Genomic DNA, 26,526 nt, shown 5'->3' on the forward strand with positions numbered 1-26,526 from the left:
AGGGGCGCGTGGCCCAGCTGTGGCACCAACCCGATGGGCACATGAGCGAGGTGCGGTACCAGACCGCGCGGGCTATTTCCGAACATGGCAGTACTTTCCGGGGATAACAACGGGTAGGACGCCGAACAAACCGGCGTGGGACCGGCGCGACGCGCCGCGGAACCGGGGTGCGGCTCGGAGTCGAAACAGCTGGCCCGCCCAGTTCATCTAGTTGATTGCGTGGTGAATGGACTGTGCGGCAACGTCTTTGAACGTGTATCCGCCTGCGGGTCGACCTTAGCAGCGGATAGGTGGTGATCACCGGGATCGCGACCAACAGTGCGTGTGCTTGGCTGGATGTGTTCGGCCGGTTCTTCGGTACTTGGTCGTCTATGCTGCGCGCATGGCTGAGGTTTCCGGGCAGGAGACGGTCGGGTCGGCTGCCGGGCGGGGGCCGGTGGTGTCGTGGGGCCTGTGGGATTGGGGTGGGGCCGCGTTCAATGCGGTGATCCTCACGTTCGTGTTCTCGGTGTATCTCACCGATAAGGTGGGTAAGGATCTGCCCGGGGGTGTGTCGTCGAGTGCCTGGCTGGGGTGGGCGCTGGGGCTGGCCGGGTTGGTGGTGGCGGTGACCGCGCCGGTGAGCGGGCAGTTCTTCGATGCCACGGCGAAACGCAAACTGTCGCTGGGCGTGCTGACCTCGTTCACGGTAATGCTGATGGCGGCAATGTTTTTCGTGCATCAGAACTACCACTACCTGTGGGTGGGGCTGGTGCTGCTGGGTATCGGCTCGGCGACGTTCGAGCTGTCGCATGTGCCGTACAACTCGATGCTGCGGCAGGTGTCGACGCCCGCCAATGTGGGGCGGGTGTCCGGATTCGGCTGGGCCATGGGCTATTTCGGCGGCATCATCCTGCTGCTGATCGTGTATTTCGGCTTCATCTCCGGTAAGGGCGACTATCGGGGTCTGCTCGGCGTGCCCACCGATGACGGCCTGAATATCCGGCTGGTGGCGCTGGTGGCGGCGGTCTGGTTCGCCGCCTTCGCGCTGCCGCTGTTCCTGTTCGTTCCCGAATTGCCGCGCACCACAGCCGATCCCGGCGCGGATACGCGCAAGCTCCGGGACGCGTATCGCATTCTGTGGCGTGATGTGCGCGAACTCTGGCGCGCCGACCGCCGCGCCGTCGGATTCCTGTTCGCCAGCGCCATCTTCCGCGACGGCCTGGCGGGCGTGTTCACCTTCGGCGCGGTGCTGGCGGTGCGCGTCTACGATATCGCCGACTCCGATGTGCTGCTGTTCGGTATCGCCGCGAATGTCGTTGCCGCCCTTGGCGCGATCACCGCCGGCCGAGTCGACGACCGCATCGGCCCGAAACCGGTGATCGTGGTCTCATTGGCCGCCATGATCGGGTGCGGACTGGTGTTGCTGGTGGTTTCCGGCCCGCTCATGTTCTGGATCTTCGGCCTGCTGCTGACCGTATTCGTCGGTCCCGCACAGTCTTCCGCGCGCACCTTCCTGATCCGGGTGACGCCGCCGGGCCGGGAGGGGCAGATGTTCGGTCTCTACGCCACCACCGGCCGCGCCGTATCCTTCCTGGCCCCGGTGCTTTTCGGGTTCTTCGTCTGGGCGACGGGTTCGGAGCGGTTCGGCATCATCGGTCTGCTGCTGGTGCTCGCGCTGGGTCTGGCCGCACTGCTCCCGGTCCGGCAGCCCGCGCTCTGATCACGGATGGGAGACGGCGTCCGGATCCCACGCACCCATACCCAGGGCGATCAGGCGCACGTGCAGCACGGTGCGGTCGATGATGCGGTTGCGATCGCGCGGGGTGGCGACCACGTAGTCGGCGATGCGGTCGGCGACGGTGGCGACGATCAGGTCGGCGGCCAGCTCCAGATCCTCGGGGGACCAGTGGTCGAGATTGCGCACCCGGGACAAATCGACCACGAGTTCGCGCACGATGAGCTGCATTTCGACCGCGATGGCGCCGCGCAGCGCCGCCGATCCGCCGTGGCGTTCGCGAATCAGGAAGCCCCACAGATCGGTTTTGCTGTCGACCTGCTCGAAGACGAAGCGGACGGTCGCGGCCAGGCGCGCGTCGGGGGTGCGGCGCATCTGTCGCAGTGCCAGCCGGAGTTGGCGCACGCCCTCCTCGACGAGGGTGGTGCCGAGTTCGTCGAGTGAGGTGAAGTGCCGGTAGAACGCGGTCGGCACGATGCCCGCGGACCGGGCGATCTCACGCAGGCTCAGGGCGGCGAAGCCGCGTTCGGCGGCCAGGGCGAGGGTGCCGTCCAGTAGTGCCGCGCGGGTCCGTTCCTTGCGCTCACCCCTGGTTGCTGCCTGCTCGCTCACATCGATGAGCATACATTCGTTCACATTCGTTCCATTCGTGAGATGTCGTGTGGGTCACACGATCTGCCGGTTGAACTCGATGGCCTCCAAGCGGCACACTAGTTGAGTGTACAGATGTGCACCGAAATCAGCGCCCGCTGAGATCGTGCACATCGAAACGTGACAGCGTCGCCCAGCCCGGCGGCGCGACAGGAGGCCAGAATGGTTGGACTCATCGACCTCGTGGAGAAACTGACCACTCCGCATCAGCTGGACCGCTATCTCGAGCTGGTCCGCCCCAACTTCACCCTGCGCGATATGCGCGCCGAGATCACGCACGTGCGCCGCAGCGCCGTCGGCTCGGTGACGCTCACGCTGCGCCCGACCCGGCAGTGGCGCGGCCACCTCGCCGGTCAGTATGTGCAGATCGGCGTGGTCATCGACGGTGTGAAGCACACCCGCTGCTATTCGCCGGTGAACAATGACCGTCGCCGCGACAAGCACATCGAACTCACCATCAAGGCGCATCCGCACGGCCTGGTGTCGAATTATCTGCACGAGAACGCGATTCCCGGCATGGTGGTCGACCTGGCCCCGGCGTCCGGCGTCTTCCACCTGCCCGCCGAGCGGCCCGATCGCATCGTGCTGATCACCGGCGGCAGCGGTATCACCCCGGCGCTGTCCATGCTGCGCACGCTCGCCAGCGAGCGGTATCAGGGCCGGGTGCTGTTCCTGCACTACAACCGTTCACCGGAATGGGTGCCGCATCGCACCGAGCTGGAAGCTCTCGCGTTGCAGCACAACAACTTCCGGGTCGAACTGCTTTACCCCGAGCTCGGCGGCGACGCGAACTTCAGCTACGACGAGCTGGAGCGGCTCGCGCCGTGGTTCCCGTTCGCGCAGACCTACCTGTGCGGCCCGCCCGGACTCATGAAGGCCGTGCGCACCGTGTATGAGGCCGAACAGCTGGAAGAGCGGCTGCACTCGGAGGAGTTCACGCTCACCGTCGCGCCGTCGGATCCGGCCACGGCCGAAGGCGAGATCACCTTCTCCGGCACCGGCAAGACCGTCGAGAACAATGGCGCGAGCCTGCTCGAGCAGGCCGAATCCGCCGGTCTCACCCCGGAATACGGCTGCCGCATGGGTATCTGCTTCACCTGCACCGCGGTCAAGCGCAGCGGCTGCACTCGCAATCTCCGCACTGGCGAGGTCGACGCGGACCCGGACCAGCCCATTCAACTCTGCATCAACGCCCCCGTCGGGGACGTCGACATCGCTATCTGAAGGAGGAATCGTCATGGCGATTCTCACCGAAACACCCGCGGGTCCCGTCGTACTGAGCCAGGAGCAGGTCGAGGAGATCGGCCGCGCGCTGGACGAGATCCGCGCCCGCGTCACCGACGATCTGGGCGAGCGGGATCGCGAATACATCTACTCGATCATCAAGGCGCAGCGCGGTTTCGAGATCGCCGGCCGCGGTCTGATGTACCTCGGCTTCCTGCCGCCGTTCTGGCTGGCGGGCGTGGCCGCGCTGTCGGTGTCGAAGATTCTCGACAATATGGAGATCGGCCACAATGTCATGCACGGCCAGTACGACTGGATGCGTGAGCCGGGCCTGAACTCACGGGTCTTCGAATGGGACACCGTCTGCCCGGCCGATCAGTGGCGGCACTCGCACAACTACATGCACCACACGTACACCAATATCCACGGCATGGACCGCGATATCGGCTACGGCATCCTGCGCGTGGACGAGCAGCAGCCCTGGAATCCGCTGCGGCTGGGCAACCCGCTGTACGCGTTCTTCCTCATGGTCGCGTTCGAATGGGGCGTGATGGGGCATGACCTGGAGGTGGAGAACATCGTCCAGGGCAAGCGCAAGTGGTCCGATATCAAGGCGCTGGTCAAGGGTCAGGTGCGCAAGGCCGGACGGCAGGTGCTCAAGGATTACGTGGTGTTCCCGGCGCTGACCGGACCGCTGTTCCTGTCCACGCTGGCCGGTAACTTCACCGCCAATATCGTGCGCAACCTGTGGACGTTCTCGATCATCTTCTGCGGGCACTTCCCGTCGGGCGTACAGACGTTCACCGAGGAAGAGTGCACCGAGGAGACCCAGGGCGAGTGGTATGTGCGCCAGATGCTGGGCTCGGCCAATATCGACGGCAGCCGCCTGTTCCACATCATGAGCGGCAACCTCTCGCATCAGATCGAACACCACCTGTTCCCCGACCTGCCCGCGAACCGGTATCCGGAGATCGCGCCCGAGGTGAAGGCGCTGTGCGAGAAGCACGGTCTGCCCTACAACACCGGTAGCTTCAGCCAGCAGATCGGCTCGGTCTGGGCCAAGCTGTTCAAGCTCGCGCTGCCGCCGGTGCTCGCGGGGAAACCGCAACCCAACGGTGTTATCGTGATGCGCCGGGGGCAGGCTAGCGAAGTGGGCGTGTGAATGATCGGAAAATTCGAAAGCAATAAGGATCTGATCCAGGAACTGACGTCGTCCGGAGCCCGGCACGTCGGCAATATCGCCTCGATCATCACCGGAACGGTCGCCGAGGTGACCAAGGAGATCGGCGACTGGATCACCGACGCCATCGAAATGCGCGAGGCGGCCGCCGCGGCCGCTCAGGACGCCGCCAGTCAGCGCGCGTCCGCCGCGGATCTCGAAGACTTCGACGATGATTTCGACGGCGACGTGGAACCCGTTGCGGCCCAGACTGATTCGCCCAAGGCCCAGCCTGGTGCGGTAAAGGTGGAGCCGGAGCCGGAGTTCATCGACGCCGAGATCGTGGAACCGCGTCAGTAGACGGGCAACCGCCTACGGTGCTGTGCCACTTCGGTAATCAGATCCTTATAGCCATCGGCGAGTTCGGCGAGGCGATACCACTGTAGGTGCGCCTCGCTGTCCGCGTGCCGCGGCGGCTCGCCCAGATGCGGGCTGCTGCGCCGCCGCGGGCGGCCGTCCGGATTCTGTTTGCGCACTGCGCCCTCCGACCGAGCAGTGTTCAAAGCCTGTTGCGCCGCAACCCATTTCGCCGCCATGCGGTCTATCACCGCGCCGAGCGTCTCGGTGTGCAGTGAGGCCCCGCCGCGATGCGGGATATGGATCGCCACCCATTCGTCGATGCGCGCCACCAGCTCGGTCCGCCGGGCGTCGATATCTTCCACCAGCCCGATATGGTCGGCCACGCGCTGCGGTGTGGCTCCGGCGGCGTGTGCCGCCTCCTGTGCCCGATGCCTGCCCTCATGGCATTGCACCAGGTCGTGGGCCGCGGCCAGCACCTCGCGATCGGGGTGGGCGGCGTCGGAAGGGTCGGTGCCGAGTGTGGAGACCGGTTCCTGGAAGGCGCGCAACAGCATTCTGGGCGATGGTAGCTCGGCTCCGTACCCCGTACCGGTGTAGTCCGTTGCCATATTTCCCACCCTTAGCCAGTGCAGTTTGGATGCGCCAGAGCCGAGGAGGTTTCGGGGAGGGGCTCCCCTCGGCTCCGGCGCAGGCCCGCATGCCGGGACGCACAGCCCACCACAAACGGCACGGTGAAGAAACCGGGAAATTCGCGACGGTGCGATGGGGAGACTGTCCGAAATACGGGACTATTTCAGGAAAGCGCGATAGTCGGACGGGCGCAACCAAACGGCGCTCGATCGGCGAACCTGGCGGAGAATCGTTATACAGCATTACAACTGAGTCACGTGGGGGTTGTGAAAGGTGGCTGATCGACACCTCTTCGGGCGTGCATCTGCACGGCCTGGTCGGTCGGTTCCTGGCCGGTGCCGCGTTCGCCTCGATCGAGTCCGTTACTCGGGCTTATGAATAGCTATCGGCGCGGCGCGCCGGGAGCGCTGCGCGCCGCGCTCGATTAGCCTGGGTATTCGTGCCAGCCTATGCGTCCTCACCCGAGCTGCGCTTCGGATTCATGTTCGCGCTGGAAGACCCGGAGCGAATCGCCGAAGTCGTGCGCACCCTGATTGTTCGCCGGCGGGTGTCGGTATTCCGGCTCGCGCACCTATCCAATGACGACGGACCGCCCGAACGCTATGTCGTGAACTGGGCTGCGGTACCGCAGATCTCGGTCACCACCGCCGCGCCGACCCCGGATGAGCTGCGTTCCTCGGGAACGATGCTGGTCAACGCGTTCCTGGGGGAAGACGGTGAAGTGAGCCTGTACGCGGCGGACGGGCACGCCCCGAACTAGTGTGTCGGGCGACACACGCCAACTTAGTTACCTCTCAGCAACAGGCAAGGGCGCTGTAAGGGAGCCCCTGCAAGGTGGGTCACGTCGCCGGTCGGAAATCCCGGACGGAGGCGAACCAACAGAGAGGTTGAAAATAATGATCCCGGTTATCATCGATACTGGTAGCGCCGCCCTGAACGGGCTCTTCAACACCGGTAGCGCTGCACTCAGCGGTATCCTCAACACCCTGTTCACCGGCTCCTTCGGCGGCCGTTAAACCTCATCTCCCGGAAGGGTTTTCGGGACACCGCCCCGAGTGCGCACGCACTCGGGGCGGTTTGCGGTCGCGGTGGGGCGGCCCGGGTGAATTCAGAGCGCCAGGGCGGGGGAGCGGCGGGCCTGCAGGATTTGTTCCAGTAGGGCAACGAGGATGGTTTTCACCGATTCCCGGTCGCGCGCATCGCAATCCAGCAATTGGATGGACGGGTCGATATCGAGGGCCTCGCGCACCTCGTCGAGTTCGAAGGCCGGTGCGGCCTCGAATCGGTTGACCGCCACCACGAATGGGGTGCGGCGCTGTTCGAAGTAGTCCAGTACCGGATAGCAGTCCTGGACCCGATCGGTGTCGACCAGGATAACGCCGCCGAGCGCGCCGTCCAGCAGATCGTCCCAGAGGAATTCGAAGCGTTCCTGGCCGGGGGTGCCGAAGAGATAGAGCACCAGCGAGTGATCCAGGGTGATGCGGCCGAAGTCCAATGCCACCGTGGTGGTGGTCTTTCCGGTCGCGCGGCCGGGGGTGTCGACCCCGACCGAGACCTCGGTCATGGCGGCTTCGGTGGCGAGCGGCTCGATTTCGGAGATGGCGCCGATGAGCGTGGTCTTGCCGACGCCGAAACCGCCGCTGACCACGATTTTCACCGAGGAGGCGAGCGGGGCGGGGGCGGGAATGTCAGAGTGCCCGTACAAGATCCCGGATCCTTTCGATCGCGGAGGTGGACAGTTCACTACCCTGGCTCACCGCGACATGGCCGGCGGCGACCAGATCGCTGACCAGGACGCGCGCCACCCCGACCGGCACCCGCAGCGCGGCGCCGATCTCGGCGATGGAGTGCGGGCGCTGGCACAGCCGCACCACCCGTTCCAATTCGAAACGCAGTGGGGCGGACAGCGCGGCGGGCGAGGCGCGCACCAGGGTTTCGATGCGCAGTCCGTCGACCAGCGGCGTGGTGCGTCCGGCGGTCATCATGAACGGCCGCACCACCTGTAGGTCGGCTTCCGCGGCGCCGGGCGAGGTGTCGATCTCATCGGCCGCGGCGCCCTGCCGCATCGGGAATCCGGTCATCATCCGGGCGTCCGGCAACCGGTGCGAATCATTCATCGGGCCAGCGATTCTCGCAGTTCGGTGATGAGCGCCGGGGTGAGCAGCGCGCCGGCGCGCTCGGCGAGCACGGCCATCTGATATCCGACCAGGCCCACATCGGCCTGGTGTTCGGCGATGACGCCGATGCAGCTGCCATTGGTCATCGCCGAGACCAGCAGGAATCCCCGCCCCATCTCGATCATGATGAGCCGCAGTCCGTCGAAATCGTAACTGCGCGAAGCGCTTCGACCGAGGCTGGTGAGCCCCGACACCATGGCCGCGAGCCGGTCGGCCCCATTGCGGTCCAGTCCCTGGGACATGGCCATGAGCAGCCCGTCCGAGGAGACCGCCACCGCATCGCGCACACCGTCGGTGCCGCGCACGAAATCGGCCAGCAGCCAATTGAACGCGTGCGGATCGGTGTCGGGGTAGTGGGTCGTCACCTGCGGTCCTCCTGATTCTTCGAGCCGGGTCGAGCCGATGCGCCCGTATCCTGCTGCGGCACAACGCGTTCACCGCGCTGATGCCCGGCCCGGAACCCGGCGAGCATGCCGCGCACCGCTTCCGGGGTGCGATCGGCCTGCGGAACTGCGGGCGGGGACGGCGGTGCGGGTTGGGCGCCACCCGGCGTGACACCCGAATTCTCCCGAGTCTTCCGGCTGCGCTTGACGAGACCGTTTCGTGTGCGTTGCACCTGCGGGACGGATCCCGGAACATCAGCCGCCTCCGCCGGTGCGGGCGGCGTCGATCCCGGCGCGGCCGCCGCACCCGCGATGACGGCCCGCGCGGGGTCGACCGTCGCGCGACGTCCGGCCGTACCGTCCGGGAATCCGGTGGCGGGCACCTCGCCGATCACTTCGGATCCGCTGCGGTGGTTCGATACCGGTTGTCCCGCGGTGGAGTACATCCCCTCGTCCATACCCGTCGAAAGAGCCGCTGCTGGTGGAACGTTGGCGAAGGGCGCGCCGGTCTCGTTCCTGCCGACGGTCGAACCAGCCTGTCCCGCAGGGGGATCGGCTGGATCCGCGAGAGGAATGAGTTTGACGCCGCTGCCGCCGGTGGGGACCGAGCGCGCGCCGTTGGCGTATCTGTCGCGCGGGTCGGAGGGTTCGATGATGCCGCCGGTGGTCAGACCGCCGGCGGTGAACGCGATGTGCGCGTTGCGGCCGGTATCACCGGCGGAGGCGAATACCGTTGTGCTGAAAGGGAAGTCGCCGGTTGCTGTAGTCGGGTGCGGTTCAGCGGATTCCGGGGCGGTCGCCGCGGCCAGTGCTCTGGCGGGACTGTGGCGGCCGTAGCTGGGCTCGGGCATATCGTCGGCGGGAAGTGCCGCGACAGCAGCGTGTTTCGAGTCCAGGCCCGGGGTTTCGGCGATCGGGGGCGGGGCCTGATCGCCCAGCAGGGATTCGGGGATCAGCAGACGCGCCACCACACCGCTGACGGGGGAGACGGTGAGTTCCACCTCGATGCCGAGGCGTTTGGCCAGGCGGCCGACGACGAAGTGGCCGAGATAGCGGGTGGGGGCCACCAGGAAGTCGGCTTCGCCGCGCAGGCGGGCATTGGCCACCGCGAGTTGATCGGCGGGCATGCCCACGCCGTGATCCACCACGGCGAGCAGATAGCGCGGGCCGATGCGGCGGCCGTAGATCTCCACTTCGAGATCCGGTGGGCTGAAGGCCAATCCGTTCTCGATGAGTTCGGCGAGCATATGCGCGAGCTCGCTGACCGCGGAACCGGCAATGGCGGCATCGTCGACGCGCCGCATGATGACGCGGCGATAGTCGTCCACCTCGGACAGGCCCGCGCGAATGACATCGGTGAGTGGAATGGACTGCGACCAGCGGCGCGGACTGGATTCGCCGACCAGCACCAGCAGGCTTTCGGCATTGCGGCGCATCCGGGTGGCCAGATGGTCGAGCTCGAAGAGATTGGACAGCGCGCTGGGATCGAGTTCCTCGCGTTCGAAATCGCTGATCAGGCCGAGCTGGCGGCGCACCAGATTCTGATTGCGGCGCGCCAGGTTGGCCAGTGATTCGGTGGTGTTGCGGCGCAGCCGGGCCTGGGCGGAGGCGAGTTCGAAGGCGGTGGCCTGGACGCGGTCCAGGGCCGTTGCGACCGAGGCGATTTCCGCGCCCGCCGCCGCGTCGGCTCGTACCGGTTCGGGCGGCGCGGGGTCCTCGACGGCGCTGTCGTGCCATTGCGCGACCAGTCGCGGTAGGCGCTCATCGGCCACCGCGTCCGCCTCGCGCGCCAATTCGGCCAGGGGGCGCACGATGGCGCGCACGGTGGTGACCACCAGCGCCACCATGGCCGTGATGGCGAGCAGTGCGACCAGCGTGTACACCCCGAGCACCACTGCCGCGTCGCGGCGCAATTCGGTGGCGCGGGCGTGAATCTCATCGCCGATGCCGCGCTGCACGACGCGTTCGGCATCGATGACCGAGGTCATCTGCCGCCACCAGTCGGCCGGATTCACCGGTTCGGTGAGCGGGCCGCGCACCGAGCCGATGGCGATGGCCTCGGATTCCGCGGCCCGCACCGATTCGTCGGTGCGCATGGCGGCATAGAGCCGGGCACGCTGATCCGGTGTGGCATCGCGCTCGAAAGCGGCGACGGCGGACTGCTTTCCGGCGCGGATATCGAGGAACTGCACATACTCGCCGGGGCCGAATCCGCCCGCGGCGAAGACACCGTTGAGAAATCCGCGCTGCTGTGCGGTGGATTCCTTGACATCACCGAGTGCGTAGAGGGTCTGCAACCCATGCCACAGCGCGGTATCGCGCGCGCTGTCCAATCCGGGGCGTGCCTGATTCAGTGCGAGAATCGCGCCGGTGTAAAACGTGAACGAGGCCGACCGGTCGATATGCCGGGTATCCACATCACCGCGATTGGCGCTCAATCCGGACAGTCGTCCGAGGGCGTCGCGCACCTGTGCCGATCCGGGCGCGTCCGTGCTCAACACCCGATTCAACTGCCGCAGTGCGGCATCCACCGCGCCGCGCTGTGCGGTGACCGCGCCGCGCGCGGAATCGTCACCGCCGAGCAGGCCATTGGTGAGTCCGCGTTCACGCTGCACCTCGTGCACCAGATCCTGTACCGCCAGCGCGAGATCCACCGCGTGCGCGGTGGATCCGGTATCGCGATACTTGGTCACCTCACCGGCGATGATGACGGTGAGCAGCGCCAGCACCAGCGCCACCGCGAGCAGCAGAATACGCCGCAGACGTGCGCGAATAGTGCGCGGCCGAATGAATTCCAATGCGGGCGTGAGTTTTACGTTACGGTGCGGCAACAATTGCGCCGGACGCATTTTCACACGCACTCCTGAGAATCGGACCACCACGCAATCCCGAATCGTGTGCGCGGAGAATTACCAGCAAGATGGCATACCCGGACGGACACCGCAATTCGAACCGGTGCGGTGTGGCGTCGGGAACCTCGCCGGGTTCGAGCTATGACAAATCTGCTCACAATCGGTGAGGAGCAGATGTGATTTCCGCGACCGGGGGAAGACAATGAGGTGAACAGCTGTCGGCATTATTCGCGCTTTTGTCGGATCACGAAAGCGGATGCGCCGCGGCCTCGTAGATGCGCCGCACCACATCCTCGATATCGGGTTCCTCGATGGACAGATCGCGCACCTCGGCCCGCGCCGACACCGCCGCGAGCAATTGCGCCGCCGTGGTGATCTCGGTATCGAAGGCGAGTCGCTGGCGCATACCGTCGCCCTCGCTGGCGAGCAGTTTCGCGCCGGGCAGATCGGTGAGATCGGTTGTGGGTTCGGCCAAATCGACGGTCAGCACCCGATGCGCGCCGACGGTGGCGGCCAGTCCGGTCAGTGAACCGTCGTAGACCAGACTGCCGTGATCGACCACCAGCACCCGTTCGCACAGCCGCTCGATATCGCCCATATCGTGCGTGGTGAGCAGCAGGGTGGTGCCGCGACTGGTGCGCTCATGCCGCAGGAATTCGCGTAATCGCTGTTTGGACAGCACATCCAGGCCGATCGTCGGCTCGTCCAGGATCACCAGTTCCGGTGAATGCAGCAGCGCCGCAGCCACTTCCGCGCGCATGCGCTGGCCTAGTGAGAGCTGCCGTACGGGGGTGTCGAGGGTGCTGCCCATCTCCAGCTGTTCCACCAGCTCGTCCGTGCGCCGTCGCGCCGTGCCCGGCTCCAGCCGGTGAATGGCCGCCAGGATCGAAAACGATTCGCGCAGTGGCAGATCCCACCACAGTTGCGAGCGCTGCCCGAACACCACCCCGATGCGCGCCGCCAGTTCGCGGCGCTGCCGCACCGGATCGAGCCCGCAGGTGCGCAGTCGTCCGGCGCTCGGCACCAGAATGCCGGTGATCATCTTGATGGTGGTGGATTTGCCCGCGCCGTTCGCGCCGATGTATCCGACGGCCGCACCGGGTTCGATCCGGAAGCTCATATCGTCGACCGCGGTCAGCACCTCGCGCCGGCGTCGCCAGCGTCCCTGTTTCCGGCTCAGGACGAAAGTCCGTGTCAGTCCGGCAATGTCGATGATGGGTTCGCTCATCCGCCGCCTCCCTGATAGTGCCTGGTGCCCAGCCGCCACGATGTCAGCGCGATCACCCACACCCACGCCGCCGCCAGTGGGGACGCCCAGGCCAGCCAAGTGGTCAGCGGTGGCGATCCGGGCAGATCCAGCAGGGCGATGGTGGGCAGATAGGAGCTGAACGCGACCGGAATGAGAAATCCGAAGATGAGTTTCATCGGTGTGGGGAATACCGAGGCCGGTTGCATGGACGCGTACGAGCCGCCGTAGGTGAAGGCATTGGTCAGCTCCGCCCCGTCGATGAGGAAGAACTGCACCCCGGCGGCGGTGATGAAGAGTCCGGCGAAGATCGTGATGCCGGATATCAGGGTCACCGTGAAGAGCGCGAGATGCGCTGCGGTCCAGTCGATGTCATTGCGGGCGATGCCGAATCCGAGCACGGTGGCCGCCACCGCGATGCGCGCCACCCGGCGCAGTGCGATATCGCTGGTCATGAGTTGTAACAGCAGCGGTTGCGGGCGCAGGTAGAAGGCGTCCAGTTTGCCCATGCGGATATAGGTGGGCAGCGTGTCCGCGTGCCCGACCAGCATGTCGGCGATGGCGAAGCAGGTATTGCTCATTCCGAACAGCAGCAGCATCGAATTCAGGTGCAGTCCGCCCAGTTGCGGCACATTGTGGAAGATCACCCACATTTCGCCGAATTCGACGAGCCCGATCAGGAAGGCGCTGAACACATCGGTGGCGAAGGACAGCGGATAGGCCCGCTGCGCGCGTAGTCGGGATGCGAGTACGGCGCGATAGGGCGCGAATCGGGAGGGGCGCACGCCGTCAACCACCCTGCACCTCCAGTTTCCGGCGGCCCGCGCGCAACAGCAGTTGACCCAGTGCCGTCAGGGTGGCGAGCCAGAAAGCCTGCGCCAGCACGATTCCCATCGCCGCCATACCGGTGGTGCGGCCGGACAGCACATCGATGGGCCATTGCAGCATGGAGGGGAACGGGGTGCAGTAGGCGATGGTGCGCAGCCAGTCCGGGAACAGGTGCACGGGCGCGAACAATCCGGCCAGGAATGTCCCGCAGATCATGTGCAGGGCCCGCAGCCCGCGCGTTTCCACCAGCCAGAATCCGGCCAGGCTCACCGCGAACATGGACAGGAACGACAGCGCGATGGCCATCGCGAGGCTGAAGAAGCCCAGAATGTAGGGTCCGGCGGTGGTGGGCAGCGCCAATCCGAAGGTGAGCGCGCCGACCAGCATGCTGGGGAGTCCGCGCGGCAGCAGCGAATAGGTTGCCCGGCCGATGTATTCGGCCAGGTGCGCGCCTTGGATATCGATGGGCCGCAGGAAGTCGATGGCCACATCGCCGGTGCGAATGCGTTCCACGATATCGGGCAGGGTCCAGAACGCGATGGCTCCGAGCAGCCCCTGGGACAGCCAGATGAACGCGCCGATGGTGCCTCGGTCGTAGCCGCCGAAGCCGTTATTGGCGTGCACGGCCGCCATCAGCACGGCCGCGCGGACGAAGCCGAACACCACGTTCGTGATGAGTCCGGCCAGCATTGCCAGGCGATAGTGCGATTGCCTGCGAAATCCGGCCTTGACCAGTTGCCAGTAAACCCCCACGTCGGCACGCACAAGAAGTTCACCTTACCGGACCCGGCGAAACCGGCAATGCCGCTGCCCCGCAGCGGTTTTCCAGCGAACCGCGAATCCGGGCCGAGGCGCACCGGGTGTTCGCGAGGTCTTCATCCTGAGGGGTTTGCTTCGTCCGGTTCGCCGGGGGTTATGCTCATGCTGTCCCGGGCGAGACGATCGTCACTTCTGTCCGGTTCGGTGTGTGGCCCGCGCGATGGATTGCGCGAGATTGCCCGATTTCACCGAAAACCCTCCGCGGCGCGAGCGATCGATGGTAGAAACATCACTGTTTCACTTTGCTCCGACGCTAGGACGATCGATGACCGTGGCCGAGACGACTGTTTTCGAGACGCTCGAATCCAACGTGCGCGGTTACTGTCGTGCCTGGCCGACGGTGTTCGACACCGCGCGCGGCTGCTGGCTCACCGATGAGAACGGTAAGGAGTACCTGGACTTCTTCGCCGGTGCGGGCTCGCTCAACTACGGGCATAACAACCCCGTGCTCAAGAAGGCCCTGATCGACTATCTGGTCGGGGACGGCATCACGCACGGACTGGATATGTCCACCGTCGCCAAACGCCGTCTGCTGGAGACCATCCGCGATGTGCTGCTCATCCCGCGCGGGATGGAGTACAAGGTGCAGTTCCCCGGCCCCACCGGCGCGAACGCCGTGGAGGCCGCACTCAAGCTGGCGCGCAAGATCACCGGGCGCACCGCGGTGCTGAACTTCACCAACGCCTTCCACGGTATGACCCTCGGCGCGCTGTCGGTCACCGGCAATGCCGCCAAGCGCGCGGGCGCGGGCGTACCGCTCATCCACGCCACCCCGATGCCCTACGACGGGTATCTCGAAGGCGTCGACGACTTCTCGTGGATGCGCCGCACCCTGGACGACAGCTCCTCGGGCATCGACAAGCCCGCCGCGGTGATCGTGGAAACCGTGCAGGGCGAGGGCGGGGTGAACGTCGCCCGCGCCGAATGGCTGCGCGCCCTCGCCGATATGTGCGCCGCGCGCGGCATTCTGCTCATCGTCGACGATGTGCAGATGGGTTGCGGGCGCACCGGACCGTTCTTCTCCTTCGAGGTCGCCGGTATCCAGCCCGATATCATCACGCTATCGAAATCCATTGGCGGCTATGGCCTGCCGATGGCGCTGGTGCTGATGAAGCCCGAACTCGACCAGTGGACACCGGGCGAGCACAACGGTACGTTCCGTGGGAACAATGCCGCCTTCATCACCGGTGAGGTCGCGCTGCGCGAGTACTGGACCGGTGCGGGCATGGAAGCCGCCACCCTCGCCAAGGGTGAGCACATTCGCAAACACCTCACCGCCATGACCGAGGCGTTCAGTGGCACCTCCACCCGGGGCCGCGGCATGGTGCACGGCCTGGTGTTCGACGATGCCTCGCAGGCCGCCAAGGTCAGCAGCATCGCCTTCGAACTCGGGCTGCTGGTGGAGACCTCCGGTTCCAATGACGAAGTGGTGAAACTGCTGCCGCCGCTGGTCGCCACCGAGGACGAACTCACCCACGGGCTCGGACTGCTGACCCGGGCGGTCGAGATAGTGCGCGACGCGCACTGAATAACCCGGTGCGCCATGCCGTTCGAGCGGCGCGCCCCCCGAACGTCGTCACCGCCCACACCGGTGCCGACCCTGATGCCGGGCTCCCAGCTGCGGAGGGAGCCCGGCATCTCCTATTTCCGGATGCCCTCGCGACCGCTGCGCGCTAGCCGAGTTTGCGCAGAAACCATTCCAGCAGTTGCTGTTCGGACTTGGGCCCCAGATGCGGATCCGCCTGCGGCAGTGCGCAGAAGATGGCGGCGGTATCGAATTCGTCCGGCAGCGCGAGCAGGCATGCACGGCCGTTCTGCGTCTGGTCCGGATCCGGATAGCAGTAGTACCGCCCGACCAATTTGCCTTCCTGCCGCCAGACCGTATCGCCGCGCTCCGGCCCGCCACCGCAGGCATGGCCTTTCAGCAGATCCAGATCCTGTTGATACAGCTGGGTCGCCGAGGCCCGATCGGCGAAACCGAGGAAGCCGGTCACCGGAAAGCCGTTGGCGTTCACACAATCCACCGTGGCGTTCGCGGCCGAACCCTGCGGCACCTCACCGTGGCGGCAATTGCCGGTGCGCCAATCCTTGCCGAGATCGGTCAGCAGTTTGCGATCGGCGGGGGAGAAGACATCCGGATCGCGGGCGCGGTCGGCGGAGCGGAACTGCCAATAGTCCTGCCGCGCTTCCCAATCGCGCAGCGGCTGATCGGACACATCGTCCCAGAGGTACATGGCCATGGCCGGAATCTCCTCGTTCGTCACGATGAACGCGGGCTTGGGCGCCGGGCCGATCTTGGTATTGGTGTAGCAGCCGCGCCGCCCCACCTCCTTGCCATCGCGTGTGGACGGCGCGTCCACGCCGGGCGGATCACCCGGGCACGCGCTGAGTTTGGTGACGTCCAGCACCGAGGTGTAGTACTCGTGCAGCTTGTCGGCATCGCGAAAACGCCAGAACCGGACGCCGGGATTGCCCGCGTGATAGTTCACGGCGCAGGACAGGATCGCCAGACTGTACTCGTCGGGCTCCTCGTGCACGCAGTTCGCGCGATTGAACGCCGGACGTTCGGTGAACGCCAGCAGATCGATATCGGCCTGCGTGAGCGCGCCGGCGTTCGGCACCGCATGCCCGGTCCGAAGCGGCTGTGCCGCGGCCCATCCCGCGAACCCGAGCGCCGCCACGATCAGCGCGGTGACCACCCCCAGCGCCAAGGGGCGAGACGGTCGGTGCACCCGGCCCGCCAGCCGTGCCGCCGCACCTGTTCCGGCGCGCACGGATTGTGCGTTGTCCACCGCGTCCGGCTCCGCTCCGGGCGCGCCCCGCGCGGTGGCGTGGTTCGGGGGATTCCGCGCCGTGCGCGAACCGTTTTCGGGGTTCGGCACCGGCTCGCGGGTGGAATCGCGCTCGGGTGTGGCGGGGGTCGAATCTGTTGGCGTATCCCGCATCCCGGCAGCGGATTTCGTTTCGTCGCCATGGTCGATGTCCGCGCTTGTGAGGGTCGGCTCGCCGGCTTCGGGAGGTGCGGTGAGGGCGGCGCGTGCGGCTTCGGCCAGATCGCCCGCGGTGCGGTAGCGCCCGGCCGGGTTCTTGGCCATACCGCGCGCGACCACGGGATCGAAGGCCGCGGATACCGTGGGGCGGACCAGGCTGGGGCGGGGGACCGGGTCGAAGAGGTGGGCGCGCATGATCTGTGCGTCCGTATCGCCGATGAAAGGTCGTGTACCGGTCAGGCATTCGAACAGGACACAGGCCAGGGCGTAGACGTCGGCGGCGGGGGTCAGGTCCCGGGAGGAGAAGCGTTCGGGGGCCATATAGCCGAAGGAGCCGACCGCGGAACCGTCGGCGGTGAGCGCGGCATCGGTGGCGGACTGGGCGATGCCGAAATCCACCAGGTAGGCGAAGCCCTCGGTGGTGAGCAGGATGTTGTCCGGCTTGATATCCCGGTGCAGCAGGCCGTCCGCGTGCGCGGCGTCCAGCGCCGCCGCCACCTGATCGATGACCGCGACGGCGCGCTCGGGCGTGTCATATCCGATGCGGCGCAGTCGATCACGCAGGCTCTCCCCGTCGACCAGGCGCATATCGATGTAGAGGTGGCCGTCGATCTCGCCGTAATCGTGGATCGGAATCACATGCGCCTCGCGCAGCCGGGCCGCCGCGTGCGATTCACGCTGAAAACGCCTGCGGTACACCGGATCCTCGGCCAGCCGCGCGGGCAGCACCTTGATCGCGACGGTGCGATCCTTGACCGTGTCGTAGGCCTGATACACCTCGCCCATACCGCCGCGGCCGATCAACCGATCCAGCCGGTAGGGCCCGAAACGAGCCCCGACGACCGGCGCGCGCTCCGGATTCGTCATATCCGCCTCATCCGAAATTCTGCTGGAACCAGGACTGCAGTGCCGCTTCGTCTTTCGGGCCGTTCTCCGGATGATCCTGCGGCAGCGTACAGGTGATGACGAACAGGCTGAGGGTGCTGTGCACCGCCACCAGACAGGTTTGCGCCGGATCGGAGGAGGTGTTTGGACGTCACCGCCCACCCCGCGAAACCCAGTGCGGCGGCGGCCAGTGCGCCGGCGCTGGGGTAGCGCTCCTGGGGAGTCTTGGCGAGCCCGCGCGCGATGACCGGATCGAAGGTCGCGGGCACCGAGGCGCGCACCCGGCTGGGGCGTGGCGGTGTCTCGAACAGGTGCGCCCGCATGATCTGGGCGTCGTTCGCACCGGTGAACGGCCGCACGCCGGTGAGGCATTCGTAGAGCACGCAGGCCAGCGCGTACACATCGGCGGCGGGCGTCAGCTCGGTGGCGGCGAAGCGTTCGGGGGCCAGCAAGCGCATATCGATGAACAGGCGGCCGTCGATCTCGCCGTAGTCGTGAATGGGAATCACATGCGCCTCGCGCAGCCGGGCCGCCGCGTGCGATTCGCGTTGGAAGCGCTGCCGATACATCGGATCCTGGGCCGGCCGCTCCGGCAGCACCTTGATGGCCACCGTCCGGTCCTTGACCGTGTCGTAGGCCTGATACACCTCGCCCATGCCCCCGCGCCCGATCAACCGGTCCAGCCGATCGAGGCCGAACCTGGATCCGACGGTGAGCGGGTGATGCGGACTCGTCATGGCGTTTCGGCTCCTCGTCGCGGATCCATTGTGGCAGTCCGTGAATCCGGCTGATCAAGAATCACATGGATTACAACCGGTGACGAGCCGGGCGCGGGGCGGCAACCTCGAACGAGGCGGCCGTGGGTTGCGGTCGCCCGGTCCCCGTCCCCCATTCGCCCGAGGTGCTTTCGTGTCCTCAGTTGCCGTACAGGCCCGGCCCTTCGCCGTCCGGCCCCGTTTGGCGCGCCTGCCGCGCCCGCCCGCCTCGTGGGTCCGGTTGATCAGTCCGATCCTGCTGGTGGCGCTGTGGCAGCTCGCCAGCGCCACCGGGGTGCTGTCCGAGCGGCTGCTGGCCTCGCCGGTCACCGTGGTGCACACCGCCGGTGACCTGCTGTCCGACGGCACCCTGGTCGACGCGCTGACGGTGTCGCTACAGCGGGCCGCGGTCGGATTCGCCATCGGCGCCATCGCCGGTATCGCGCTGGCGCTCGCCGCCGGGCTGAGCCGGGTCGGCGAGAATCTGGTCGACCCGATCCTGCAGATGCTGCGCACGCTGCCGTTCTACGGGCTGATCCCGCTGTTCATCCTGTGGTTCGGAATCGGCGAACTGCCCAAGATCGTGCTGGTGGCGTTCGGCGTGGCGATTCCGCTGTACCTCAATACCTTTGCCGGAATCCGCAGTGTGGACGGCAAACTCGCCGAGCTCGCGCAGGTGCAGCAGCTCGGGCGGGCCGCGCTCATCCGGCACATCGTGCTGCCGGGCGCGCTGCCGCAGGCGCTGGTCGGACTGCGGCAATCGCTCGGGGTGGCGTGGCTGGCGCTGATCGTCGCCGAGCAGGTCAATGCCGATGCGGGACTGGGCTACATGATCAATAACGCGCGCGAATTCCTGCGCACCGATGTGATCGTGGTCGGGCTGCTGGTCTACAGCGTGCTCGGACTGCTCACCGACGCCTTCGTTCGGCTCATCGAGAGAAGGGCGCTGTCATGGCGACGCGGCTTCCTGGCAACGTAGCGACCGATACCGCCGCCCGAGTTCGCGGTCTGGTCAAGGACTTCGGCGAACGACGGGTGCTGCACGGCATCGATCTGGATATCCGGCCCGGCGAGTTCGTGGCGTTGCTCGGTCGCAGCGGTTCGGGCAAGTCCACGCTGCTGCGCGCGCTCGCGGGACTCGACAAGGCCACCGAGGGTGAGCTCACCGTCCCCGGTGAGGTGGCCGTCGCTTTTCAGGAACCACGCCTGGTGCCGTGGAAGCGGGTCGCCGCCAATATCACTCTCGGTCTGCGGCAACCGAATCCGAAGCAGGCCGCGGCCGATGCCCTGGCCGAGGTCGGCCTGACCGAGCGCGCCGACGCCTGGCCGCTGACCCTGTCCGGCGGTGAGGCGCAGCGAGCCTCGCTGGCCCGCGCCCTGGTGCGGGAACCGGATCTGCTGCTGCTGGACGAACCCTTCAGTGCGCTGGATGCCCTGACCCGCATCACGATTCACAATCTGGTGCTGGAGCTGTGGGCCAAACATCAGCCCGGCGTACTGCTGGTCACCCACGATGTGGACGAGGCGCTGCTGCTCGCCGATCGCGCCCTGGTGCTGGCCGACGGCCGCATCGCCCGGGAACTGCGCATCGAGCTGCCGCGCCCGCGCCGCCGTGACCACCCCGAATTTCTCGCCCTGCGAGCGAACCTGCTCGCGGAACTCGGCGTGACCCCGGAAGGAACCGCATGAAACCCGTCACCAGACGCCTGTTCGCCGCACTGGCGGTCACCACCGCCCTGGTCACCGCGGCCTGCGGCAGTGGTGACGACAACACCAAGGGCGTGAATGCCGATGGCTCGGTGGATCTTTCGCAGGTGACCCTGCATATCGGTGACCAGAAGGGGCAGGCGTTGCAGGCCCTGCTCGAGGTGTCCGGGGAGAGCAAGAACCTGCCCTACAAGCTGGAATGGTCCACCTTCACCGCCGGTCCGCCCATCCTCGAGGCCATCAATGCCGGATCGGTGGATCTGGGCGGCGTCGGCAATGCCCCGCCGGTCTTCGCGGCGGCCGCCAAATCGCAGATCAAGATTGTCGCCAGCTACTCCAGTGGATTGCAGGGCCAGGCCATCCTGGTGCCCAAGGACTCCACGCTGAAGGATCCGAAGGACCTGCGCGGCAAGAAGATCGCCGTCACCAAGGGCAGTTCGGCGCATCAGCACCTGCTGGCCGTGCTCGCCAAGAACGGGCTCACCTTCGCCGATATCGAACCGCAGTACCTGCAGCCCGCCGATGCGCTGGCGGCGCTGTCCACCGGACGGGTCGACGCCTGGGCGGTGTGGGATCCCTATGTGGCACAGGCCGAGCACGACGGCAATCGGGCGCTGGTGACCGGTGAAGGCTATGTGCGCGGTGACGCCTTCTTCGTGGCGGGCACCAAAGCCCTTGCCAATAAAGCCAGTTCGGCGGCGCTGAAGGATCTGCTGATCCGCATCCAGCGGGCGCACGCCTGGATCAAGTCCAATCCGGAGACTTGGGCCAAGCAGTCCGCCGATATCACCGGCGTGCCCTACGACGTCACCCTGGTCGCGGTGAAACGCGCCTCGTACCAGCATCATCCGCTCGATCAGGCGACCATCGCCGAGGAGCAGGCGGTGGCCGACGCGTTCACCGACGCCAAGCTCATTCCGAGCAAGGTGAACATCACCGACTTCGTCGACACCCGCTTCAATGACCGCTTCACCTCCTGAGGAGATCGAATGAGCCTGTCATTCCACTGGTTTCTGCCCACCTCCGGTGACTCGCGCGGCCTCGTGGTCGGCGGGCACGGCACCCCGATGTCCGGTGATCGCCCGGCGTCGCTGCACTATCTGAATCAGATCGCGGCGGCCTCGGAGACCAACGGCTTCGAAGCGGTGCTCACCCCGACCGGCTCCTGGTGCGAGGACGCCTGGCTGACCACCGCCATGCTGGCCGGGACCACCGAATCGCTGAAATTCCTTGTCGCACTGCGCCCCGGACTGGTCAGCCCCACCCTCGCCGCGCAGATGGCGGGCACCTTCCAGCGGCATTCCAACGGGCGGCTGCTGCTCAATGTGGTGACCGGAGGTGAACCGGCCGAACAGGCGGCGTTCGGCGACTTCGCCGATAAGGAGACCCGGTACGCGCGCACCGGGGAATTCCTGCACGTGGTGAAGTCACTGTGGAATTCGCATGAGCCGTTCTCCTTTGCGGGCGAACACATTCGGGTGGAGAACGCGCTGCTGTCCAACCATCCGGACCCGGTGCCGCCGGTGTTCTTCGGCGGATCCTCCGCACCCGCCGGGCCGGTCGCGGCCAAATACGCCGACACCTACCTCACCTGGGGTGAACCGGTGCTCGCGGTGAGCCGCAAACTGGAGTGGATTCGCGGGCTCGCGGTCGATCACGGGCGAAAGCTGGACTACGGCTTGCGCATTCACGTGATCACCCGCGATACCTCGGAGGAAGCGTGGGCGGTCGCGGACAAACTGCTCGCGGGCATCGACCCGGCCGATATCGAACGCGTGCAGGCCGCCCTCGGCAAGAGCGAATCCGAAGGTCAGCGCCGGATGAGCGAACTGCACAACGGCAGCGTCGACCGCCTGGAGATCGCACCCAACCTGTGGGCGGGCGTCGGCCTGGTCCGCGGCGGCGCGGGCACCGCCCTGGTCGGCTCGCACGCCGAGGTCGCCGAACGACTGCTGGAATACGCGAAGGCCGGCATCAGCCAATTCGTGCTGTCCGGCTACCCGCACCTGGAAGAGGCGTACTGGTTCGGCGAGGGCGTCCTGCCCATCCTGGAACGAAAAGGCGTGTGGCAGCACCCGAACCACCGCCCCGCACCCCCGGCCGCCATCCCCTTCGCAGGCGCGTCCAGCAGCTAGCGGCGGAACTCCTCCACGGGGTGGAACTCCGCGGCCCGGTCGCCGACTTCGTTGCGGTACCACCGTTCTCGGCGGTGGCGCTGCACGCGGTCGGCGATCGTGTCCAGGCCGGGGATGATTCGGCGCAGGGTTTCCGCGCCGAAGAGTATGGGGGCCTGGGCGATCGGGTGCAGGATCCAGGGGAAGCGGTGCGGCATGCGGTGCCGGGCGTAGGTGCCCGGTGGGAGCCAGAATCCGGTGTAGCCGATCTGCACGCGATAGTTGAACTCGTCCCGAATTCGCCTGGGCCACGGGCTGTCCGGCTTCGGTTCGAAGGCGGGCAGGTACGACTCCACCAGTTCCTCGCCATCCGCGCCCGCGGTGAACGCGCGCTTGACGAAGGCGGCGAACATGAGCTGCACCGATTCCCGGAAATCACGCGGATACCAGGCGGGCTGCACGCCGAGCAGATGACCGACGTACCGCCAGAAGTGCAGCGTCGCTTCGATTTCGGTGATCGTGGTCTGATGCCCGACGCTCCACAGTGCCAGACCCGGCACCACACTGCCGCCCATCAGGGTGAGCGTCGCATCGCCCACGCTGATCGGCACTCCCCAAGCGGCGTAATCCCATTCGGGCCGTTGCATGAGCTTGCGGCGAATGAAGACGTGCATGATGCGCACCCGCATGGCGGTCTGCCTGCCGCGCGCACCCGGATCCAGGCCGCCCGGATCGGAGACGTCGATCCAGAAGCGCACGGTCTCCAACTGCCGCTTATGCGCCTTGTCCCCGGCGTAGCCGCCCGCGTACGACAGCGGTTTGGCGATCGAACTCTCCGAATACATTTCCAGCGTGCTGGTGGTGGCGAAGCTGAAAACCGATGTGCCCCAGCGCCGGAACACCTTCGCACCCGCCGCGACCAACTCCGGATCGAACCATTCCGGCGGCGTCTCGAACTCCTCGAACAGCCGGACCAGCGTGGCGGGCGCGTCCGGAACCGATTCGATACCGTGCGCCAGCGCCCGATCCAGCATGGCCCGGCCCGCCGCCGGACCGAGTTCGCCCAGGTACACCTCGTCCACGAAAGCCTCCGCCACCGGATCGGCGTGGTAATACGCCTCGCCGAACTCGCGCACCAGCGCATCGGAGGGCTGTGGATCGAATCGGAAGAAAGCGCGCCAGATCCGCCGTGCGCGTTGGACACTGGGATCGTCGCGCCGCTCCCAGTACCGGAATTCCGTCGGAATGCGGCCCGCCGCCGCTACTTCCATGGCGGCCGGAACCTTCTCGCGAGTCATAATTCGAGGATAAAGTGAGTAGATGCTCACCTTCTACTCACTTTTGCGCACCGGGTCGGCGGATGCCTGACAACCCCGCTGTACAGCGCCGGAAGCCGAGTCAGGACCGTGCACGGGAGACCCGCGAGCGGATTCTGGACTCGGCAGCTCAACTTTTCGCCGAGCACGGCATGGCCGAGATCTCCACCAACCGGATCGCCGCGCACGCGCACATCAGCATCGGCTCGCTCTACCGGTATTTCGACGATAAAGCCGCCATCATCGATGTGCTCCGCACCCGCCTGCTCACCGATTTGGAGGAGCGTTTCACCGAGGCGGTCCTCGGCAGCATCGGCCTGCCGCTGCGCGAATCGGTGGGTTCCAGCCTGCGCGTCATCATGCACGCCGTCGCCGACCGCCGAGATCTGGTGCGCGCCTTGGCCGCCGACGCCACCGTCGCGGGCATCGGCTTCGGCGGCCTCGAACGCCGCCTGCTGCTCCTCACCCGCGCCTACCTACTCCAGCAATTGGGCCCCCGCCCCGACGCCGAACTCGACACCCGAGCCTTCGTCATGGTCAACGCGGGCCTTGCCGCCAGCCTCCGCATGGCCCTGCAACCCCCACCCGGCCTCGACCCGGACCGCATCATCGAGGAAACCGCCACCATGCTCGGCGATTGGCTAACCGCCGCAACCTGATTCGCGACCGGATCGGCTGTGTCGACCGCTCGCGCAGGTCAGCCGGACCGCCCTAGGTCAGGCGGGTGTGCGGCAGACCGGACGGGTTGCCTCGCCGATTATGCGGCGGCGACGCGGGCGATGACGGGCCGCCACCACCCCAGCGGGTGCACGGTGAGGCCGATGACCTTGCCCGCGTCATCGGCACGGCGCAGGGTGAGCGCGGCTTCGAAATCCGGGTCGGCTTCGAAGGCGGTGATCTCGGCCGGAGTCATCGGGCCGCCCTGCGCGATCAGGGTGCGCTGACTCGACGGCGAGAGCGCCGAGGTGTGCGCGGCATCGGTTGCGGCGAGGTAGCGCTTGGCGGTGACGTGCAATTCGACCAGCCGGGCCACCCGGTCGCCGAGCAGTTCGCGCACCGCGTTCGCGCCGTGCACACCGTGACCCGCGTCGTCGCCGGGGAACAGTACGTGGCCGATATCGTGCACGAGCCCGGCCACCTGGAGTTCCTCGTCATCGGGGTGCTGCTGCCGCAGGATCTCCGCGCACTGCCGGTCATGATCGAGAATGTCCACCGGATCACCGCTGCGATCGGGCATATCCCAGGCGTCCTCGCAGTCGGCCAGCAGCGTCATCAGGTCATCCACCGTCGCGATATTCGTCACCCTGGTCACTCTGGCCCAGCATCGTGAACGACGGGTGAAGCCGTCGTATCGGCCCTGTTCGGCGCGACGGCGAAGATGGTGGCGGGTCGCTGCGGGGTTGCGGTTGGGCATAGGGTTGTCCTATGACGCTGTCACCTCGGGTGCCTGATCTCGCCGCGCTGGATCTGCTGCTGTCGGTGATCGAACTGGGGAGTCTGGGTAGGGCGGCGAAGGCGCACGGGATCAGTCAGCCGTCGGCGAGTTCGCGGATTCGGTATCTGGAGCAGCTGGTCGGGGTGCCGGTGCTGGAGCGGACGACGCTGGGATCGCGGGCCACGGCGGCGGGGGCGTTGATCGCGGAGTGGGCGCGCGATGTGGTGGAGGCGGCGCAGCGGCTCGACGCCGGCATCGATTCACTGCGGGAGCAGCGGGATTCGCGATTGCGGGTGGCGGCGAGCCAGACCATCGCCGAGTACCTGTTCCCGAAATGGTTGACCGCCTTGCGAACTCGCATGCCGGATATGTCACTCGCACTGGAGTCCGGGAATTCGGCGGAGGTGGCGCGGGCGGTGCTGGACGGTCGCGCGGGCATCGGCTTCGTGGAGAGTCCGGCGGTGCCGGGGGAGCTGGAGACGCATCTGGTGGCCCGGGATCGGCTGGTGGTGGTGGTCGCGCCCGGTCATCGCTGGGCGCGCGGGCGGGTCATCACCGCTCGGGAGCTCGCCGATACCGCGCTCATCTACCGGGAATCCGGATCCGGCACTCGAATCTCCTTCGAGCGAGCCATGACTCGCGTTATCCCGGACTGGCGGCCCGAGGTCGCGCTGGAACTGTCCTCCACCACCGCCATCAAAACCGCGGTCGCCGACGGTATCGGCCCGGCGGTGCTGAGTTCGCTGGCCGTGGCCGGCGAACTAGCCGAGGGATTACTGGTGTCGCCCGAGGTGACCGGTCTGGATCTGAATCGGGAGCTGCGCGCGGTGTGGCCCCGGGGGCAGCGCCTCACCGGCCCGGCCCGAGACCTCTACAGCATCGCTGGTCGCCCGGCGTAACGCCGATCACTTACCGCGCCCGTACGGTTTGCATAGCGAAGGCTCAAGTGCGCCAACGCCTCACGCGCCGGTCGCCAAGGGGTTATGGTCACGACATGGTGCGATCAGCCGTCGCCGCCGACCCGGACGAGCCAGACACTCCGGGGTCCGCGCAGCGTCCTCATCTCGAGGTGGTTCCCACCGATCCGGAGGGGGAGCCGCCACCGCAACCGCCGCTGGGCGCCAATCCGCTGGCCGCGGCCGATATCGCCCGACTACCGGCGGCGGCCCGGCATCGGATCGCCGCCTTCATTCATTTGCAGATCGCCGCGCTGGAGGAGATGCCGGATCCGCTGCCCGACAGCGATCCGAATCCCGAACCCGCACAGTGATTTCGCCG

General features: G+C 66.8%; 25 protein-coding genes and 1 pseudogene. 13 read left to right on the forward strand and 13 right to left on the reverse strand.

What is annotated here, in order from left to right; all coding sequences use genetic code 11:
- The first annotated feature begins 382 nt into the window (after window positions 1–382).
- On the forward strand, window positions 383–1,702 hold the full coding sequence (locus tag AB0L82_RS01325; RefSeq protein ID WP_364629239.1) for an MFS transporter: 1,320 nt from the start codon (window positions 383–385) through the stop codon (window positions 1,700–1,702).
- On the opposite strand, the gene AB0L82_RS01330 is transcribed toward AB0L82_RS01325, so the two are convergent.
- The gene (locus AB0L82_RS01330) at window positions 1,703–2,341 is read right to left on the reverse strand and encodes a TetR family transcriptional regulator (protein ID WP_364632709.1); all 639 of its coding nucleotides are present in this window, start codon (window positions 2,339–2,341) and stop codon (window positions 1,703–1,705) included.
- Between the two features lie 189 nt (window positions 2,342–2,530).
- Here AB0L82_RS01330 and AB0L82_RS01335 point away from each other — a divergent pair, with 189 nt between their 5' ends.
- The 3 genes from AB0L82_RS01335 to AB0L82_RS01345 are packed head-to-tail and all read left to right on the forward strand — an operon-like array spanning window position 2,531 to window position 5,111.
- Window positions 2,531–3,592 carry a ferredoxin reductase gene (locus AB0L82_RS01335; protein ID WP_364629242.1) on the forward strand — a complete coding sequence of 354 codons (1,062 nt, stop codon included), beginning with the start codon at window positions 2,531–2,533 and terminating at the stop codon, window positions 3,590–3,592.
- A gap of 13 nt (window positions 3,593–3,605) precedes the next feature.
- A complete protein-coding gene (locus tag AB0L82_RS01340) occupies window positions 3,606–4,754 on the forward strand; it encodes an acyl-CoA desaturase (protein WP_364629245.1) in 1,149 nt (382 codons plus the stop codon).
- Window positions 4,755–5,111 carry a hypothetical protein gene (locus AB0L82_RS01345; protein ID WP_364629248.1) on the forward strand — a complete coding sequence of 119 codons (357 nt, stop codon included), beginning with the start codon at window positions 4,755–4,757 and terminating at the stop codon, window positions 5,109–5,111. It abuts the gene before it with no gap.
- Here AB0L82_RS01345 and AB0L82_RS01350 read toward each other — a convergent pair.
- On the reverse strand, window positions 5,105–5,719 hold the full coding sequence (locus AB0L82_RS01350; RefSeq protein WP_364629251.1) for a DUF4254 domain-containing protein: 615 nt from the start codon (window positions 5,717–5,719) through the stop codon (window positions 5,105–5,107). The genes AB0L82_RS01345 and AB0L82_RS01350 overlap by 7 nt on opposite strands.
- A 461-nt stretch (window positions 5,720–6,180) precedes the next feature.
- Here AB0L82_RS01350 and AB0L82_RS01355 point away from each other — a divergent pair, with 461 nt between their 5' ends.
- Entirely contained in the window at window positions 6,181–6,501 is a 321-nt protein-coding gene (locus tag AB0L82_RS01355) for a hypothetical protein (RefSeq protein WP_364629254.1), read from the forward strand.
- A 348-nt stretch (window positions 6,502–6,849) separates the two neighbouring features.
- On the opposite strand, the gene AB0L82_RS01360 is transcribed toward AB0L82_RS01355, so the two are convergent.
- The 7 genes from AB0L82_RS01360 to AB0L82_RS01390 form a co-directional block, all read right to left on the reverse strand.
- Window positions 6,850–7,449 carry an ATP/GTP-binding protein gene (locus AB0L82_RS01360; RefSeq protein WP_364632711.1) on the reverse strand — a complete coding sequence of 200 codons (600 nt, stop codon included), beginning with the start codon at window positions 7,447–7,449 and terminating at the stop codon, window positions 6,850–6,852.
- Complete coding sequence (locus AB0L82_RS01365; RefSeq protein ID WP_364629257.1) at window positions 7,430–7,858, reverse strand: DUF742 domain-containing protein; 429 nt, start codon at window positions 7,856–7,858, stop codon at window positions 7,430–7,432. Before AB0L82_RS01365 ends, AB0L82_RS01360 begins: the two co-directional genes overlap by 20 nt.
- Complete coding sequence (locus AB0L82_RS01370; RefSeq protein WP_364629260.1) at window positions 7,855–8,283, reverse strand: roadblock/LC7 domain-containing protein; 429 nt, start codon at window positions 8,281–8,283, stop codon at window positions 7,855–7,857. Before AB0L82_RS01370 ends, AB0L82_RS01365 begins: the two co-directional genes overlap by 4 nt.
- On the reverse strand, window positions 8,280–11,150 hold the full coding sequence (locus AB0L82_RS01375; protein WP_364632713.1) for a nitrate- and nitrite sensing domain-containing protein: 2,871 nt from the start codon (window positions 11,148–11,150) through the stop codon (window positions 8,280–8,282). Before AB0L82_RS01375 ends, AB0L82_RS01370 begins: the two co-directional genes overlap by 4 nt.
- Window positions 11,151–11,397: 247 nt before the next feature.
- Complete coding sequence (locus AB0L82_RS01380; RefSeq protein WP_364629263.1) at window positions 11,398–12,381, reverse strand: ATP-binding cassette domain-containing protein; 984 nt, start codon at window positions 12,379–12,381, stop codon at window positions 11,398–11,400.
- Window positions 12,378–13,184, reverse strand: a complete 807-nt coding sequence (locus tag AB0L82_RS01385) for an ABC-2 family transporter protein (RefSeq protein ID WP_364629266.1) — start codon at window positions 13,182–13,184, stop codon at window positions 12,378–12,380. Before AB0L82_RS01385 ends, AB0L82_RS01380 begins: the two co-directional genes overlap by 4 nt.
- Before the next feature lie 4 nt (window positions 13,185–13,188).
- The gene (locus AB0L82_RS01390) at window positions 13,189–13,992 is read right to left on the reverse strand and encodes an ABC-2 family transporter protein (RefSeq protein WP_364629269.1); all 804 of its coding nucleotides are present in this window, start codon (window positions 13,990–13,992) and stop codon (window positions 13,189–13,191) included.
- Between the two features lie 319 nt (window positions 13,993–14,311).
- On the opposite strand from AB0L82_RS01390, the gene ectB reads away from it, so the two are divergent.
- On the forward strand, window positions 14,312–15,574 hold the full coding sequence (ectB, locus tag AB0L82_RS01395; protein ID WP_364629272.1) for a diaminobutyrate--2-oxoglutarate transaminase: 1,263 nt from the start codon (window positions 14,312–14,314) through the stop codon (window positions 15,572–15,574).
- A 145-nt stretch (window positions 15,575–15,719) separates the two neighbouring features.
- Here ectB and AB0L82_RS01400 read toward each other — a convergent pair whose 3' ends face one another.
- The gene (locus tag AB0L82_RS01400; RefSeq protein ID WP_364629275.1) at window positions 15,720–17,903 is read right to left on the reverse strand and encodes a protein kinase; all 2,184 of its coding nucleotides are present in this window, start codon (window positions 17,901–17,903) and stop codon (window positions 15,720–15,722) included.
- Between the two features lie 194 nt (window positions 17,904–18,097).
- Window positions 18,098–18,658 (reverse strand): annotated as a pseudogene (locus AB0L82_RS01405) (serine/threonine-protein kinase); the annotation flags it as partial.
- 172 nt (window positions 18,659–18,830) lie between these two features.
- Here AB0L82_RS01405 and AB0L82_RS01410 point away from each other — a divergent pair.
- The 4 genes from AB0L82_RS01410 to AB0L82_RS01425 are packed head-to-tail and all read left to right on the forward strand — an operon-like array spanning window position 18,831 to window position 22,518.
- Window positions 18,831–19,655 carry an ABC transporter permease gene (locus AB0L82_RS01410; protein WP_364629278.1) on the forward strand — a complete coding sequence of 275 codons (825 nt, stop codon included), beginning with the start codon at window positions 18,831–18,833 and terminating at the stop codon, window positions 19,653–19,655.
- Complete coding sequence (locus AB0L82_RS01415; protein WP_364629281.1) at window positions 19,628–20,365, forward strand: ABC transporter ATP-binding protein; 738 nt, start codon at window positions 19,628–19,630, stop codon at window positions 20,363–20,365. The genes AB0L82_RS01410 and AB0L82_RS01415 overlap by 28 nt, the downstream gene beginning before the upstream one ends.
- The gene (locus AB0L82_RS01420) at window positions 20,362–21,363 is read left to right on the forward strand and encodes an ABC transporter substrate-binding protein (RefSeq protein ID WP_364629284.1); all 1,002 of its coding nucleotides are present in this window, start codon (window positions 20,362–20,364) and stop codon (window positions 21,361–21,363) included. Before AB0L82_RS01415 ends, AB0L82_RS01420 begins: the two co-directional genes overlap by 4 nt.
- Window positions 21,364–21,372: 9 nt before the next feature.
- The gene (locus tag AB0L82_RS01425) at window positions 21,373–22,518 is read left to right on the forward strand and encodes an LLM class flavin-dependent oxidoreductase (protein ID WP_364629287.1); all 1,146 of its coding nucleotides are present in this window, start codon (window positions 21,373–21,375) and stop codon (window positions 22,516–22,518) included.
- Here AB0L82_RS01425 and AB0L82_RS01430 read toward each other — a convergent pair.
- A complete protein-coding gene (locus AB0L82_RS01430; protein WP_364629290.1) occupies window positions 22,515–23,795 on the reverse strand; it encodes an oxygenase MpaB family protein in 1,281 nt (426 codons plus the stop codon). The two genes, AB0L82_RS01425 and AB0L82_RS01430, sit on opposite strands and share 4 nt — an antisense overlap.
- 62 nt (window positions 23,796–23,857) lie before the next feature.
- Here AB0L82_RS01430 and AB0L82_RS01435 point away from each other — a divergent pair, with 62 nt between their 5' ends.
- Window positions 23,858–24,472, forward strand: a complete 615-nt coding sequence (locus tag AB0L82_RS01435) for a TetR/AcrR family transcriptional regulator (protein ID WP_364629293.1) — start codon at window positions 23,858–23,860, stop codon at window positions 24,470–24,472.
- A 98-nt stretch (window positions 24,473–24,570) separates the two neighbouring features.
- On the opposite strand, the gene AB0L82_RS01440 is transcribed toward AB0L82_RS01435, so the two are convergent.
- Complete coding sequence (locus AB0L82_RS01440; protein WP_364629296.1) at window positions 24,571–25,116, reverse strand: HD domain-containing protein; 546 nt, start codon at window positions 25,114–25,116, stop codon at window positions 24,571–24,573.
- 122 nt (window positions 25,117–25,238) lie between these two features.
- Between AB0L82_RS01440 and AB0L82_RS01445 the strand changes: the two genes are divergently transcribed.
- Both AB0L82_RS01445 and AB0L82_RS01450 read left to right on the forward strand, forming a co-directional pair.
- Window positions 25,239–26,147 (forward strand): LysR family transcriptional regulator, encoded by a 909-nt coding sequence (locus AB0L82_RS01445; RefSeq protein ID WP_364629299.1) that lies wholly within the window; start codon window positions 25,239–25,241, stop codon window positions 26,145–26,147.
- Window positions 26,148–26,242: 95 nt separating this feature from the next.
- Entirely contained in the window at window positions 26,243–26,518 is a 276-nt protein-coding gene (locus tag AB0L82_RS01450) for a hypothetical protein (protein ID WP_364629302.1), read from the forward strand.
- Window positions 26,519–26,526: the final 8 nt, after the last annotated feature.

The organism is Nocardia sp. NPDC052001 (genome assembly GCF_040680615.1).
Taxonomy (GTDB): domain Bacteria; phylum Actinomycetota; class Actinomycetes; order Mycobacteriales; family Mycobacteriaceae; genus Nocardia.

Excerpts from the sequence above, each read along its gene's own strand:
- AB0L82_RS01325 (WP_364629239.1), top strand. The coding sequence starts at position 383 with ATGGCTGAGGTTTCCGGGCAGGAGACGGTCGGGTCGGCTGCCGGGCGG.
- AB0L82_RS01330 (WP_364632709.1), bottom strand. The coding sequence starts at position 2,341 with ATGCTCATCGATGTGAGCGAGCAGGCAGCAACCAGGGGTGAGCGCAAG.
- AB0L82_RS01335 (WP_364629242.1), top strand. The coding sequence starts at position 2,531 with ATGGTTGGACTCATCGACCTCGTGGAGAAACTGACCACTCCGCATCAG.
- AB0L82_RS01340 (WP_364629245.1), top strand. The coding sequence starts at position 3,606 with ATGGCGATTCTCACCGAAACACCCGCGGGTCCCGTCGTACTGAGCCAG.
- AB0L82_RS01345 (WP_364629248.1), top strand. The coding sequence starts at position 4,755 with ATGATCGGAAAATTCGAAAGCAATAAGGATCTGATCCAGGAACTGACG.
- AB0L82_RS01350 (WP_364629251.1), bottom strand. The coding sequence starts at position 5,719 with ATGGCAACGGACTACACCGGTACGGGGTACGGAGCCGAGCTACCATCG.
- AB0L82_RS01365 (WP_364629257.1), bottom strand. The coding sequence starts at position 7,858 with ATGAATGATTCGCACCGGTTGCCGGACGCCCGGATGATGACCGGATTC.
- AB0L82_RS01375 (WP_364632713.1), bottom strand. The coding sequence starts at position 11,150 with ATGCGTCCGGCGCAATTGTTGCCGCACCGTAACGTAAAACTCACGCCC.
- AB0L82_RS01380 (WP_364629263.1), bottom strand. The coding sequence starts at position 12,381 with ATGAGCGAACCCATCATCGACATTGCCGGACTGACACGGACTTTCGTC.
- ectB (WP_364629272.1), top strand. The coding sequence starts at position 14,312 with ATGACCGTGGCCGAGACGACTGTTTTCGAGACGCTCGAATCCAACGTG.
- AB0L82_RS01400 (WP_364629275.1), bottom strand. The coding sequence starts at position 17,903 with ATGACGAATCCGGAGCGCGCGCCGGTCGTCGGGGCTCGTTTCGGGCCC.
- AB0L82_RS01415 (WP_364629281.1), top strand. The coding sequence starts at position 19,628 with ATGGCGACGCGGCTTCCTGGCAACGTAGCGACCGATACCGCCGCCCGA.
- AB0L82_RS01420 (WP_364629284.1), top strand. The coding sequence starts at position 20,362 with ATGAAACCCGTCACCAGACGCCTGTTCGCCGCACTGGCGGTCACCACC.
- AB0L82_RS01425 (WP_364629287.1), top strand. The coding sequence starts at position 21,373 with ATGAGCCTGTCATTCCACTGGTTTCTGCCCACCTCCGGTGACTCGCGC.
- AB0L82_RS01430 (WP_364629290.1), bottom strand. The coding sequence starts at position 23,795 with ATGACTCGCGAGAAGGTTCCGGCCGCCATGGAAGTAGCGGCGGCGGGC.
- AB0L82_RS01435 (WP_364629293.1), top strand. The coding sequence starts at position 23,858 with ATGCCTGACAACCCCGCTGTACAGCGCCGGAAGCCGAGTCAGGACCGT.
- AB0L82_RS01445 (WP_364629299.1), top strand. The coding sequence starts at position 25,239 with ATGACGCTGTCACCTCGGGTGCCTGATCTCGCCGCGCTGGATCTGCTG.
- AB0L82_RS01450 (WP_364629302.1), top strand. The coding sequence starts at position 26,243 with ATGGTGCGATCAGCCGTCGCCGCCGACCCGGACGAGCCAGACACTCCG.